13 protein-coding genes and 1 tRNA gene are annotated in these 13,058 nt (G+C 73.8%); 9 read left to right on the top strand and 5 right to left on the bottom strand.

The window, feature by feature from the left end; all coding sequences use genetic code 11:
* The first annotated feature begins 242 nt into the window (after positions 1-242).
* Positions 243-319, top strand: a tRNA-Met gene (locus ACFWMZ_RS21325).
* A 58-nt stretch (positions 320-377) separates the two neighbouring features.
* Here the strand turns inward: ACFWMZ_RS21325 and ACFWMZ_RS21320 are convergent.
* Positions 378-1,820 (bottom strand): FG-GAP and VCBS repeat-containing protein, encoded by a 1,443-nt coding sequence (locus ACFWMZ_RS21320; protein WP_383173163.1) that lies wholly within the window; start codon positions 1,818-1,820, stop codon positions 378-380.
* Between the two features lie 94 nt (positions 1,821-1,914).
* Here ACFWMZ_RS21320 and ACFWMZ_RS21315 point away from each other — a divergent pair, with 94 nt between their 5' ends.
* The 5 genes from ACFWMZ_RS21315 (at position 1,915) to ACFWMZ_RS21295 (ending at position 7,263) form a co-directional block, all read left to right on the top strand.
* Positions 1,915-2,490, top strand: coding sequence for a hypothetical protein (locus ACFWMZ_RS21315; RefSeq protein ID WP_383203433.1), 576 nt, complete (start codon positions 1,915-1,917; stop codon positions 2,488-2,490).
* 482 nt (positions 2,491-2,972) lie between these two features.
* Positions 2,973-3,386, top strand: coding sequence for a hypothetical protein (locus ACFWMZ_RS21310; protein ID WP_383203430.1), 414 nt, complete (start codon positions 2,973-2,975; stop codon positions 3,384-3,386).
* Between the two features lie 149 nt (positions 3,387-3,535).
* Positions 3,536-4,126, top strand: coding sequence for a carbonic anhydrase (locus ACFWMZ_RS21305; RefSeq protein WP_383203428.1), 591 nt, complete (start codon positions 3,536-3,538; stop codon positions 4,124-4,126).
* Between the two features lie 8 nt (positions 4,127-4,134).
* Complete coding sequence (locus ACFWMZ_RS21300; protein WP_383173171.1) at positions 4,135-5,622, top strand: SulP family inorganic anion transporter; 1,488 nt, start codon at positions 4,135-4,137, stop codon at positions 5,620-5,622.
* 264 nt (positions 5,623-5,886) lie between these two features.
* Positions 5,887-7,263: a hypothetical protein gene (locus ACFWMZ_RS21295; protein WP_383173173.1), complete on the top strand. Its 1,377-nt coding sequence runs from the start codon at positions 5,887-5,889 to the stop codon at positions 7,261-7,263.
* Positions 7,264-7,442: 179 nt separating this feature from the next.
* Here ACFWMZ_RS21295 and ACFWMZ_RS21290 read toward each other — a convergent pair whose 3' ends face one another.
* The 4 genes from ACFWMZ_RS21290 to ACFWMZ_RS21275 are packed head-to-tail and all read right to left on the bottom strand — an operon-like array spanning position 7,443 to position 10,241.
* A complete protein-coding gene (locus ACFWMZ_RS21290; protein WP_383173175.1) occupies positions 7,443-7,799 on the bottom strand; it encodes an MmcQ/YjbR family DNA-binding protein in 357 nt (118 codons plus the stop codon).
* Positions 7,796-8,230, bottom strand: coding sequence for a VOC family protein (locus ACFWMZ_RS21285; protein ID WP_383173177.1), 435 nt, complete (start codon positions 8,228-8,230; stop codon positions 7,796-7,798). The genes ACFWMZ_RS21290 and ACFWMZ_RS21285 overlap by 4 nt, the downstream gene beginning before the upstream one ends.
* Positions 8,227-8,904, bottom strand: coding sequence for a hypothetical protein (locus ACFWMZ_RS21280; RefSeq protein WP_383173179.1), 678 nt, complete (start codon positions 8,902-8,904; stop codon positions 8,227-8,229). The genes ACFWMZ_RS21285 and ACFWMZ_RS21280 overlap by 4 nt, the downstream gene beginning before the upstream one ends.
* Positions 8,901-10,241 (bottom strand): APC family permease, encoded by a 1,341-nt coding sequence (locus ACFWMZ_RS21275; protein ID WP_383203425.1) that lies wholly within the window; start codon positions 10,239-10,241, stop codon positions 8,901-8,903. Before ACFWMZ_RS21275 ends, ACFWMZ_RS21280 begins: the two co-directional genes overlap by 4 nt.
* Before the next feature lie 71 nt (positions 10,242-10,312).
* Between ACFWMZ_RS21275 and ACFWMZ_RS21270 the strand changes: the two genes are divergently transcribed.
* From ACFWMZ_RS21270 to ACFWMZ_RS21260, 3 genes are all read left to right on the top strand, one after another.
* Positions 10,313-11,323: a GlxA family transcriptional regulator gene (locus tag ACFWMZ_RS21270; RefSeq protein WP_383173184.1), complete on the top strand. Its 1,011-nt coding sequence runs from the start codon at positions 10,313-10,315 to the stop codon at positions 11,321-11,323.
* 78 nt (positions 11,324-11,401) lie between these two features.
* Positions 11,402-12,631: an amidohydrolase family protein gene (locus tag ACFWMZ_RS21265; protein WP_383173186.1), complete on the top strand. Its 1,230-nt coding sequence runs from the start codon at positions 11,402-11,404 to the stop codon at positions 12,629-12,631.
* A gap of 17 nt (positions 12,632-12,648) precedes the next feature.
* Positions 12,649-13,011, top strand: a complete 363-nt coding sequence (locus ACFWMZ_RS21260; protein WP_383203422.1) for a hypothetical protein — start codon at positions 12,649-12,651, stop codon at positions 13,009-13,011.
* Positions 13,012-13,058 lie beyond the last annotated feature (47 nt).

The following is a 13,058-nucleotide window of genomic DNA, read 5'->3' as shown; positions in this document are numbered from 1 at the left end:
GCCCTGCCACCTTCCCGGCAGATCGACGACGGTCCTCCCCCTGCGGGCACCATCCCGCAGGACCCGCGCGCCGGGCAACCCGCACCGCTCCCCGCACGCCCCGCCACCGTCCTCTACGCCTCTCTCGGCTTCGCCCCCACCGGGGACCACGAGGACGACGAGACGGTCCTGGCCCTCGCACCCCGCCCCTGACCACGTGGTCAGGGACCACCCCGCCACTCGTGTACGGTGGGGTTTACCGACGCGGGGTGGAGCAGCTCGGTAGCTCGCTGGGCTCATAACCCAGAGGTCGCAGGTTCAAATCCTGTCCCCGCTACCACGATCCGGCCCCCAGGCGCACACAGCGCCTGGGGGCCGGATGCTTGTGCGGCCCCGCCTCAGTCCGCGAACGGCCCGCCGACCTCCTCGTACGCCGCCAGCTTCAGCGTGTTGACCGTGTAGTGGGCCGAGCCGGTGCCGGTGATGCCGGACGCCGAGCCTTTCAGCAGGTGGACCATGCCCCAACGGGTGTTGTCGATCTGCTCGTTGGTGTCGACGAGCAGATCGGCGCGGCCGTCGCCGGTGTGGTCGGCGAGCCTGACTCCGGTGCCGAACTGGTCGTTGGCCTCCACCGCCCCGGCGACCCCGGCGGTGTCCTGGTCGTACGCCTGGGCGCCCTTGCCGGTCAGCCCGGCGGGGGAACCCTTGAGGACGGTGACGGCCCCTGCGTCCTTCACCTTGCCGAGATCCTCGCCCGGGGAGCCGGCGGCGAGGTCCGGATATCCGTCGCCGTCCATGTCGCCCGCCGCGACCGAGCCGCCGAAGAGGTCGCCCTTCTCCACGGCGCCGGGCACCCCGGCGGTGTCCTGGGTGATCGTCTGCGTACGCGGCTTCGGCCCGCCGTAGTGGACGACGACCGAACCGGCGCCGCCGTCGGTGTTCTCCGTACCCCTGCCGACGGCGAGGTCCAGGTGGCCGTCGGCGTCGAAGTCGGCGACGGCGCTGCGGGCGTTGCCGCCGGTCTCGCCGCCGCCGTCGTCCGGGGTGTCGACGACCCGGGCGGGCTTCTCGGCGAAACGCGGCCCGCCCTGGTGGACGAAGGCGCTGAAGGCCGGGCCCTTGTCGTCGCCCAGGTCGTCGCCCAGCATGTGGAGGTCGGCCGGGCGGTCCGCGGCGGGCCGTCCGGCGGTCAGCTCCGAGACGCTGAGGTACCCGTACGCGTCGCCGAGCCGGCCGCTGCCGCCGTGTTCGCCGGTGCGGGTGAAGGGGCCCTTGAGCCACAGGGCCCCGGCCGGGGAGTTGCTGATGCCGACCAGGTCGGGGTGACCGTCGCCGTCGAAGTCCCCGGAGGTGACGTCGAGGCCGTACCGGTCGCCGTGGCCGTTGACCGGCTGGACGTCCGAGTGGAACACCGTGCCGGTGCCGAGCCCCTTCGGGCCGCCCCACACCACGGTCAGCCCGCCCCGGTCGGGCACGGCCCCGACGTCCTCGCCCGGCGAGGCCACGGCGAGGTCTGCGTACCCGTCGCGGTCCAGGTCGGCGGTGGTCGCGGCGAACCCCCAGTCGTCGCCCGCCTCCACGGCGCCGGGGATGCCGGGCGAGTCCTGGTGGAGGAGTTGCACGCGGCCGGTGGCGGGGCCCTTGGCCGAGCCGTACACGACGGTCACCCGGCCGTCCTTGCCGTGCGTGCCGCCGAGCAGGACGAGGTCGCGGTGCCCGTCCCCGTCGAAGTCGTCGCTCAGCCCGGCGGGCGCGGCGGCGGCCTGCGGAGCGGTGAGCAGGGGCGCGGCGAGCACGGCCGCGACCAGGGCGGCGGCCGTCGCGGTGCGAGGGGGTCGCATGGGTGGAGTCCTCCTGGGGTGTGGCCGCCCGGACTGTGCGTACGGGGGTCCGCAGGGGAGACCTGCCGGGGGACGGTGAGGTTGTACGCGCGGGGTGGGAGGGGCAGGGGCCCTGCGGGAGTTCGTTCCCCTCCGTCGAAGAGCTCCGCGCCTCCCCCGTCCCTCGCGGTCCTCCGCCCCGCGCCTTCGCCTGCGGCGGGACGAGAGCTCCCCCGGCGACCGTGGCGGCCGGCGAACCGCCGGCCGTCCCACGTCACCGCTCGTCCAGCGCTGGCTGGAGCGCCTGCTCACCCCGCTCGCCGCCGCCCTGCTGGAGGCGGACTCCGCACGCGAGGGCATCCACGGCGCCGTCCGCGCCTACCTCGGCTTCGTCCGGGCCCATCCCGACGCCGCCCGCCTGCTCCACTCCGCCACCGCCGACCGCCACGGCATGGCCCACGCCCAAGAGCTCCGCGACGCCCAGGAGGCCCGCCTCTCCCCGCTCGCCGCCTGGCTCCAGCACCACGTCGCCACCGGCGAACTGGCCCAGCTCTCACCGTCGTTGCTGGAATCGCTGATCCTCGGCCCGGTCGTCGCCATCGCCCGCCGCCACCTCACCCTCGGCGACACCGACCTCGACGAGGCCGCGCGCGAGCTGCCGGAGCGGATCTGGGGATCGGTGCGGGGGTAAAGGGCGGGCCCGTCCGTATCCGCGAGAAGGTGGCCGAATATGCCGCCTAGGCGGCTGAGTTCCACTCCCCGGGGGCGCCCGCATTCCCTCGTCCGGTCCGCGCCTCCCCAAGCAAGTCCCAAGGGGAATTTTCCGCCAATTCCCGCGGAGTGTTCTCCGCCACCCCGTCCCGGCCGGGCTCCCCGCCCCAGGAGCACCTCCCGGCCCCGCCCTCCCCTCCGTGGCCGGGTCTCCACGCTGACCAGGCCCGACGGGACCACTGTCCGCGACAGGCCGCTTCCCCGTTCGAACTCATTGCGTAATTACCCACCCTCACTTGTGCGGAAGCTGTGGCGAAAGAAAGAAGGGCTGCCGCTTTCCACCAGAACTAAAGAGCGAGTAAAGAGGTCCCGCTCTTCCATTTCACATCGGGTTAACTTGGCAATCGCTTTACCCTGTTAGCGTTTTGTCGATGACCGGGTCCGGATCGGAGAGGAGGCACCGTGCGATCCACGATGAGTCGCTTCGTCGGCACGCTGCTGGCCGCCCTCCTCCTGGCCCTCCAGTTCCCGGGCGCCTCCCCGGCGCCCCTCCTGCTCGCGTACAGCGCCCACGACCCTGCTTCCGCGAGCCCGCAGGGCGATCCCGCCGCCACCGCGCGGGCGGTGGAATCCACGTACGCCACCTGCGGCGCCTCCGAACGCACCGGTGAACTCACCGGGTTGCGGAACGCACGCGACCGGCACCGCGCCGCCGCCGGCGCACCCTCCGACGGCCTCCCGCGCTCCGTGCTGTCGGGCGACACCGCCGCGGCCGTCCGTGCGGCGGCGGAACTCGTCCCGCCCTCCGGCACCCACCACGCGTCGAGATCCTCGGACGCGCACCGACCCGCCGTCCTACAAGTCTTCCGCTGCTGAGCCGACCCGCGGCACACCCCGGCGCCCCGCGCGCGCCCCACCCGTCACCCCCAGGCCTTCGGCCCGGGGCCATGCCGGTGTGCCGCCCGCGCCACCTATCTCGTCCGCACCGACGCGCCGTCCGCGGCGCGCCAGGAGGAACCACTGGTATGCAGCCCCTCATCGATCACGCCCGCTCCTTCCGCCGGCAGTCCGCGGAGCGCCCTGAGGAGTTCGCCCGGCTGGCCCAGGGCCAGTCCCCGCAGGTGCTCTTCATCACCTGCTCCGACTCCCGGGTCGTCCCCGCGCTGATCACCGGCGCCCGCCCCGGCGAGCTCTTCGAGCTGCGCACCGCGGGCAACATCGTCCCGCCGTACGCCTCCACACCGCCCACCAGCGAGGCGGCCACGATCGAGTACGCCGTCGAGGTGCTCGGCGTCACGGACGTCGTCGTCTGCGGCCACTCCCACTGCGGCGCCGTCGGCGCCCTCGTACGCGGCGACGACCTCACCGCCGTCCCCGCCGTCCGCGACTGGCTCGCCCACGCCACCCCCCGCCCGCAGGGCGCGGTCGAGGACCCGGCCGTCACCGATGCCGTCCAGAGCCACCTGCTCACCCAGCTCCTGCGGCTCCGCTCCTATCCCTGCGTCGAAGCCCGCCTGGAGAACGGGGAGTTGCGGCTGCACGGCTGGTACTACGAGGTGCACACCGGCTCCGTCCTCGCGCACGACGCCCGCGCCGACCTCTTCCGGGCGCTGTGAGGCCCGCCGTGGAGAAGGCCGCCCGCTTCCCCCACCTGCGGCAGGACTTCGCCGCCTCCCTCGTCGTCTTCCTGGTCGCCCTGCCGCTCTGCGTGGGCGTCGCCGTGGCCTCCGGGGTCCCGGCCGAACTGGGCCTGGTCACCGGCATCGTGGGCGGCATCGTCACCGGCATGATGCGCGGCAGCAGCCTCCAGGTCTCCGGCCCCGCCGCAGGGCTGACCGTGCTGGTCTTCGAGGCCGTCCAGAGCTTCGGCCTGGCCGCGCTCGGCGTCATCGTGCTCGCCGCCGGGCTGCTCCAACTCGCCATGGGCGCGCTGAAACTGGGGCGCTGGTTCCGGGCCATCTCGGTCTCCGTGGTCGAGGGCATGCTCGCGGGCATCGGCCTCGTCCTCATCGCCGGCCAGCTCTACGCCGCGGCGGGCCTTCCGGCGCCGGTCACCGGGCTCGGCAAGATCACCGGGCTGCCCGGCGCGATGGCCGAGGCGGTCGGCAGCCCCGCCGCGCTCGCCTCGCTGGGCCTCGGCGCGGGGACCGTCGCGGTGATGGTGCTCTGGAAGCATCTGCCGCGCCGGGTGCGGACCGTGCCGGGCGCGCTCGCCGCCGTGCTGCTGGCGACCGTCGCCTCGCTGGTGTTCAGCATGCCGGTCGCCACCGTCGAGGTGCACGGGCTGCTCGGCTCGATCCAGCCGCCCGGGCTCGACGCCTTCGGGCAGCTGGCCGGTGTGGGCCTGCTCGGCACGATCCTCGCCTTCACCCTGATCGCGTCCGCCGAGAGCCTGTTCAGCGCGGCGGCCGTGGACCGGCTGCACGACGGCCCGCGCACCCAGTACGACAAGGAGCTGGTCGCCCAGGGCACGGGCAACACCGTCTGCGGGCTGCTGGGCGCCCTGCCGATGACCGCGGTCATCGTCCGCAGCTCGGCCAACGTCCAGGCCGGTGCGAAGACCAAGGCGTCCCGGGTGATGCACGGGGTCTGGCTGCTGCTCTTCGCCGCGCTGCTGCCCGCCGCTCTCGCCCTGATCCCGCTGCCCGCCCTCGCGGGCATCCTCGTCCACGCGGGGTGGAAGCTGCTCCCGCTGCGCTCCTTCGTCCCGCTCTGGCGCGAGCACCGGGGCGAGGCGGTGATCCTGGTGGTCACGGCGGTGGCGATCGTCGCGGTCAACATGTTCGAGGGCGTCCTGATCGGCCTGGCCCTCTCCGTCGCCAAGACGGCCTGGACGGCCTCCCACGTCAAACTGGAGGTCATAGACAAGGGCGCGGGCCCGGTGCAGGCGTACCTCTCCGGCAACGCCACCTTCCTGCGCCTCCCGAAGATGCTCGACAGCCTCGAATCCCTCCCCCAGGACCGCCCGGTCGAACTCGACCTCTCCGGCCTCCACCACCTCGACCACGCCTGCCGCACGGCCCTGGAGAACTGGGCCGCCCGGCACAGCGCCTCCGGGACGGACCCGGTGCAGCTGACGGCGCTGGCACCGGTGCGCGGCGAGTCCGGCTGACGCCTGACGCCCGCCTGCCCGAAGGGGCTTACTCCCGCACCAGCGGGAGTAAGCCCCTTCCGCCGTCCTGGCGTCCAGGGGTTGGCGCGAGCCCGGCGCGGCCGCGGAGCGTACGGTCCCGGCGCCTCGCCGAAGGTCCGCGTCGTCCGTGCGGACCCTCTCCGATGGCGCTTCACAGGGGCAAAGATTAGAAAGGGTCGGGCAGTCCGCATGTGCCTGTGCAGCGGCGTCGTCCTGAGGCGACGCCCGGAACGGAAGGCAACCATGACGACGGAATCGGAAAACCTCACCCCCGACATACCGCCCGTAGACCCTTCGACGGGCACGGGGGAACCGTCGACGGCCCGCCCGGCGCCCAAGCCGGACGACAGCCCTGGGGCGCCCCCGTCCAGCGTCCCGCCGGAGCAGGAGACCGACGCCTCCGACGCGCCGGAGTACGAGCCCGGCGCCTTCGACGCGCCCGAGCAGGAGCCCGGCGCCTTCGACGCGCCGGAGCAGGAGTCCGGCGCCTTCGACGCGCCGGACTACGAGACCGGCACCGACCCCGTCAGCGGCCTGGTGAGGACAGCTGTCACCGCCCGCTCGATCGACGAGGTCGTCGACCTGATCCGCCTGCTGGAGGACTCCCCGGGCGGCGCGGAGGCCGCGGAGGAGGTCCTGCGCGCGGCCGCCGTGGAACGCCCCGTGGACGACGTCTCCGAACTGGTGGCCCGGCTCTCCCAGCCGCCGCAGCCTGTCGACCGCGCCGACAAGGCGATCCACACGGCCGCCGCGCGGCGGTCGATCGGCGACGTCAGCCACCTCGTGGCCCTTCTGCACCGGCCGCCCCACGGCCCCCACGCAGGAGAGGAAGCGGTCCAGGCGGCCGCCACCGGGCTGACCGTCGAAGAGCTGGCGGAACTCATCAGCCAGCTGGAGGCCGAGCGCACGGCGCAGGCCGAAGCCGAGCCGCCCTCCGCCGCCACGCCGACGGAGGGGCTGAGCGAGGAGCCGACCGGCGCCCCCTCGCCTCACGGCGGCTTCCAGGGCGCCGCCCAGGCCCACGGCACAGCGGCCGCTGCCGCCATGCCGACAGCGGCGGACGTGCCGCCTCCCGACGCCCCGGCCGCACGCCCCGCCCGCCCCCAGCAGCCCCGCCGCCGGCAGCCGTCACACGCGCGGCCGTCTCTGCCCGAGATCCCCCGGGACCGGAGCGCCACGCCCACGGGAGCGCTCCCCCTCTGGCTGCGCTGGACGACGGCCGCGGCACTGCTTCTCTGCGGTGCGACGCACTTCCCGCTCCAACGGGCCGACCTGTCGGCGAGCGCGTACGGGCTGTCGATCGGCGTCGCCGCCCTGTGCCTCCTCCTCGCGGCCGGCTCCCTGCTCCGCCAGGTGCTGCCGGTACTGATCGCCGGCATCCTGTCCATGGGTGCCCTGACCGCGGCGCATCTGCTCACGCCCACGAGCGGGCCCGAGGCCCTCGCCTCCGCCATGGAACGCGGCGGCGCACCGGCCACCCTCACCGCGGTGGTGGCCGGAATGGTCTCGTTGCTGGCCTTCACGGTCCTCCTCACCCGCGACCGCACCCGCGGCGGGGAACGGGCGGAAGCGGACCCCGGGACCAGGAGCAGCCGCCGCATCCGGCCGGACCGGGTGTGACACCAGTCGGCTCGACACCGACACCGACACCGACACCGACACCGACCGGCGAAGACCGCGACCGCACGTCCGGTCACGCCACCCCTCAAGGCCGCGCTTGCCGGTACGGGCAGGCGCGGCCTGACCCTGCGTCGGCCCCGGCTGACCGCGACGGGCCCGGCCCGGCCGGGCCCGTGGTGTCACGCGTCCCCGGCGAGCGACTCCAGGTAGGCCTCGCCGACGGACCTGGGCACCGCCATCAGCCAGGCGTCCACGACGAGGGAGCCCAGTTCCCCGGGGTCGAAGGCCCCCATGCGCAGCTGGACCCAGTTGTAGCGCAGGTCCGAGGCGCGGGGCAGCTGGTACTTCTCGGGCTCGGAGGCGATCAGCAGCTCCCGCTCCTCGCGGGGGAAGGCGAAGCCCATCGTCGTCTCGTCCGGGGAGACCGAGGCGTACACGATGCGGCCGACCTTGAACTTGACGTACTCCCTGATCAGGTGCTCCTGGGTGCGGGGCAGGTGCAGGGCCGCCGCACGGACGTCGTCGAGTGTGATCACCCGCGGCCCCCCGGGGCGGGGGCGTAGTGGACCAGTTCCACCAGCAGGCCGGCGGGGGCCGGAGCGTACAGGAAGGCCACCGTCATCCCGTCCCGCGCGCCCTTGCAGGGCGTGGCGTCGACAGCCGTCCAGCCCTCGCCGCGCAGCCGGGCGGTCTCGCTCTCCAGGTCGTCCACCTCGAAGGCGAGGTGGTAGAGCCCGGGCCCCTGGCGGGCCAGCCGGCCGCTGATCGCGGACGGCTCCTGGGTGGGAGAGACGATCTCGACGGCGGGGTTGCCGAGGCCCCCGCCGAACTGCCAGAACTCGCAGGCGACCCCGTAGTCGTCGGCGTGCCCCTCGTCGTACTTGCGCAGGCCCAGCGTGGTCATGAAGGCGGCGACGCCGCCGGGGTCCTCGGTGGCCAGCCCGACATGGTCTATGCGAAGAATCACCGTGTGTCCGATCGAGTCAATGTGACGTACGCGTAGTCGTCCAGCATCTTGGCCAGGGGCCGCCCAGGACAGCTGTACAACATGGCGAGCCCGTCCTCGTCGAGGCGGCTGTCGGCCAGAATGTTCCGGGCCCACTCCCGGTTGAGGCGCTGATGCGCCACGTACGCCGCGGCGTCCCGGGCGCCGTGCAGCTTGCGGGCGATCGCCTCGTCCCAGGGGACGAGGGTGCGAGGACGCAACCCGTGCAGGAGCTTCGAGGCGGCGGTGGCGCCGAGGGTGCGCGGGCGTTCCGCCGGTCCGGCGCGGAGGGCGGCCAGCTCGGCGTAGCACTCGCCGAGGGGCGCCAGGTCCTCGTCGTCGAGGTCGCCCAGCCGGGTGCCGGGCCCCGGCAGGACCGCGTACCAGCGGGACGACCAGTCGCGCAGTGCCGGGCCGAAGAGGTCCGTCTCACCGGGGCGGGGGTAGCGGATCCTGCATCCCCAGGAGTTCAGCCATTTCAGCGCGGCGGACGGGTCGTCGTGGGCGAGCGGTACGTACGAGCCCACCGGGGGCGGCGCCTTCGCGCTGTCCGCGTCCAGCCCCAGGAAGACGGCCACGGCACCGCGCAGGCTCCCCACGGTCGGCGGCGACCATCCCGCGGGCGTGCTGACCGAGGAGGCCTCCTGGAGGGTCACGGTCGCCCCTCCGTCGCGTCGGCGGCCGGCTCCAGCGGCGGTTCCGGGGCGACGGCCGCCTCTTCGGCGGCGGCCCGGCGGTCCCGGTTCAGCCGCAGGTAGAGCAGGGCGGCCCCCGCCACGGCCAGCGGCCAGAGCAGGTAGACCCCGGCCATGACCAGCAGCGCCACCACGGCCACGCTGGCGCCCCATGCCGAGGCCCGGCCCTTGGTGCCCTTGGGGAGCAGCCGGACGGCGGCGGCCACGCCGACCGCGTAGACGGCCACGAACGAGCCGGTGGTGAGCAGGACGAGCGGCTCGGTGCCGAGGCCGGTGAGGCCGACGGCGAACAGGGCCAGGAAGGAGAGGGCGGAGACGACGGCGAGGCTGCGGCGCGGCACCTCGCCCGCCACGCTGCCGCGGGACATCCACGCCGGGAACGCCCCGTCCCGGGCGAGCGCGGCCCCCAGGTTGGCGGCGCCGGCGTAGTAGGCGTTCATGGCGCCGGTGGTGAGCAGCAGGGCGGCGCCCGCGGCGAGGTAGCGGGCGTGGCCGCCCAGTCCCTGGGCCATCAGGTCGCCGAGCGGGGCTTCCGAGCTCGCGGCGCCGTCGCCGAGGACGACGATGACCGCGAAGGCCACCAGCAGGTACAGGCCGCCGACGATGACCACGGCCGAGTAGGTGGCCCGGGGCAGGTCGCGCGCCGGGCGGCGGAACTCACCGGCCAGGTGGGTGATCGCCTCCCACCCCGCGAAGCTCCAGACCAGCAGCGCCGCCGCGGGCATGATCGCGGACCAGCCGTGCGGGGCGAACGGTTCGAGGTTGGCGGTGTCGGCCTTCGGCAGCGACAGCGCGACGGCGACCAGCAGCAGGACGACGAGCAGCCCGGCCAGCATGAACTGGAACCGGCCGGTCACCCGCAGGCCCATCGTGTTGGCGGCGGTGACCAGGACCATCAGCCCGACGGCGGTGACGGTCGTCGTGGCGGTGCCGCCGCCCAGCGCGGCGGAGACGTACGCCCCGCCGAAGAGGGCCGCGGCGGCCGCGCCGGGCGGCACGGCGAGGTAGAAGCACCAGCCGACGACGGCCGAGGCGCGCCCGCCGAACGCCTTCATGGCGTAGGTGGAGACGCCGCCCGCGTCGGGGTAGCGGGCGCCCAGTGCGGCGAAGGCAGATGCCAGCGGGGCCGAGAGGACGACGAGGGCCAGCCAGGCCAGCAAGGAGGCGGGGCCCGCCTTCTCGGCGGCGAGGGCGGGCAGGGCGATGACGCCGGTGCCGAGCACGGCGCCCACGTACATCGCGGTGCCCTGGACGGCACTGAGTGGCCCCCCGGTGGGTTCTGTCTCTGCTTCGCTCATGCCGGCCAGCTTCGCCCCGCGGTTCCCGCCGCACCATCGGCTCTTCCGACAAGGTGCGCTAAATTACCGACATGCGTCCCCACGTGATCGCGATCGCCGTTACGGATGCCACACCTACGTTCGAACTCGCGGTTCCCTGCGAGGTGTTCGGCACCGACCGCTCCGATCTCGTCGACCCCTGGTACGAGCTGCGGATGTGCGGCGCCTCCCCCGGTCCGCTGCGGACGGCGGCCGGGCTGCAGGTGCACGCCGCCTACGATTTCGAGGGCCTGCTCGACGCGGACACCATCCTGGTCGCGGCGTGCGCCCGCCCCGTCCAGCTCGACCCGCCGGCGCGGCTGGTCGAGGTGCTGCGCGAGGCGCACGTGCGCGGCAAGCGCATCGTCTCGATCTGCACCGGTGCCTACGTGCTGGCCACGGCCGGGCTGCTGACGGGCCGCACGGCGACGACGCACTGGATGAACGCGGGGGACTTCGCCCACCGCTTCCCCGAGGTGGACTTCCTGCCCTCGGCGCTCTACACCGACGACGGTGACATCCTCACCTCCGCCGGGACCGGCTCGGCCATCGACCTCTGCCTGCACCTGGTGCGCCAGGACCACGGTGCCGCCGTGGCGGGCGAGGTGGCCCGCCGGATGGTCGTACCGCCGCACCGGGAGGGCGACCAGCCGCAGTACACCAAGCCGGTGGTGCGGGCGGAGACGGGCGACGGCCTCGGCCCGGCGCTGCAGTGGGCGCAGGAGCGGCTGCACGAGCCGCTGACCGTGCCGCAGCTGGCGCGCGCCGCCCATCTGGGCGAGCGGACCTTCGCGCGGCGGTTCCGGGACCGGCTCGGCATCACCCCGTTGCAGTGGCTGCTTCAGCAGCGGGTGCGGATGGCGCAGGAGCTGCTGGAGACCACCGACGAACCGGTGGAGCACATCGCGCGCAGGACCGGGTTCGGCACGGCCGCCAACCTCCGCTACCACTTCGGCCGGGTCACCACCGTCTCCCCGCAGACCTACCGGCACGTCTTCCGGCACCGCGCGGCGCAGCAGGCCCGCGGCGGTCCGGCTCCGCAGGCTCCCGCGCTGGCTCCCTGAGCCGACTGCCCGGTGACGACAACATCGGCTACCTGAACACCTGTTGTCCCCTGCGCGCACCCTTGGTTTGCTCCCTGCATGTTGCAGCGAATCGAAGCGGAAAAGCTCATTCCTGGTCGTGGCGCGCCGTTGGAGAACGGCGTGGTCATCTTCGACGAGAACGCCATCACCTACGCCGGTCCCGCCGCCGACGCCCCCGAGACGCCGCAGGCGGACGTGGTCCGGGCCCCCACGGTCATGCCCGGGCTGTGGGACTGCCACGGCCACTTCATGGGGCTGCGCTCGGCCGATCTCACCCTGCTGCCTCAGGAGCCGATCGCGCTGCGCGCCGCCCGGATCACCTCGGACCTGCGCGCCGCGCTGAACGCCGGAGTCACCTCCGTACGGGAGACCGGCGGCCTGGGCATCTACCTGGTCCGCGCGATCGAGGAGGGCACCGTTCAGGGCCCGTCGGTCTACCCGGCCGGCACCACCCTGTCCACCACCGGCGGCCACGCCGACCTGCACAGCTACCCGGCGCACTGGGTGGAGGACTTCGGGCACCGCGGCGGCGAGCTGCGGCTGGCCGACGGACCCGCGGAGTGCGCGCGGGCGGCCCGGGAGCAGCTGCGCCGCAACGCGAAGCTCATCAAGGTGTGCGCCTCCGGCGGTGTGCTCTCCGAGGTCGACCACCCGGTCCACCAGCAGTTCACCAACGCCGAGTTGCGGGCGATCGTGGAGGTCGCCGGGATGGCGGACCGGATCGTCGCCGCGCACTGCCACGGCAAGCCCGGCATCATGGCCTCGCTGGAGGCCGGCGTCACCACCATCGAGCATGGTACGTACATCGACGAGGAGGCCGCCATCGCCATGCGCGAGTGCGGCGCGATCCTCGTCACCACGCGCACGATCTTCCAGGAGCTCCTGGACAACGGCCACATGCTCCCCGAGTACGCCCTCAACAAGCTGCGGGCGACGGCCGGGCGGCACGAGGAGGCCATCGCCATCGCCCGCGAGCAGGGCGTGACGATCGCCGCGGGCACCGACGTGGCGCTCTCCGGCACCGAGCTGCCCGACTCGTGGGGCCGTAACGGCCGGGAGCTGCCGCTGCTGGTGAAGACCGGTATGTCCCCGCTGGCGGCCATCGAGTCCGGCACCGCTATCGGCCCGGCCACGCTGGGCCCGCAGGCGCCGCTCTCCGGGCAGCTGCGCGAGGGGTACGACTCCGACGTGCTGATCCTCGACGAGGACCCGCTCATCGACATCGGCGTCATCGCGCAGCCCGAGCACATCACCGGGGTCTGGAAGGCCGGGGTCCGGGTCAAGTGACCAGTGGAGGAGAGGCGATGACCGGTACCGACGACGCGCCGTGGCTGCTGGAGATCCGGCTGTTCACCGTGAAGCCGGGCGAGCGGGACGAGTTCCACCGGGTCAGCAGGGACGGCACCGTCCCGCTGATGCGCGACCACGGCATCACGGTGGTCGCCCACGGCCCGTCCCTGAACGACGAGGACGGCTACTACCTGCTGCGCGCCTTCCGCTCGGAGGAGGAGCGCGTCGCCCTGTCCCAGTCCGTGTACGCCACCGACGTGTGGCTGCGGAAGTACGAGGACGTGGTGCCGGCGATGATGGCGGCCTACCAGACCTCGGTGGTGCCCGTTCCGCGCGCCGCGCTGGAGGAGTTCGCCCGGGGCCTGGCCGTCGGCTGACCGGCCCCCGCGAGCACCACGAAACGGCCGCCGCCCCGTTCGGGGCC

The organism is Streptomyces sp. NPDC058373, from assembly GCF_042723275.1.
GTDB lineage: Bacteria > Actinomycetota > Actinomycetes > Streptomycetales > Streptomycetaceae > Streptomyces.
Note: the sequence above shows the minus strand (reverse complement) of the source record. Positions and strands in the feature narration are given on the sequence as shown.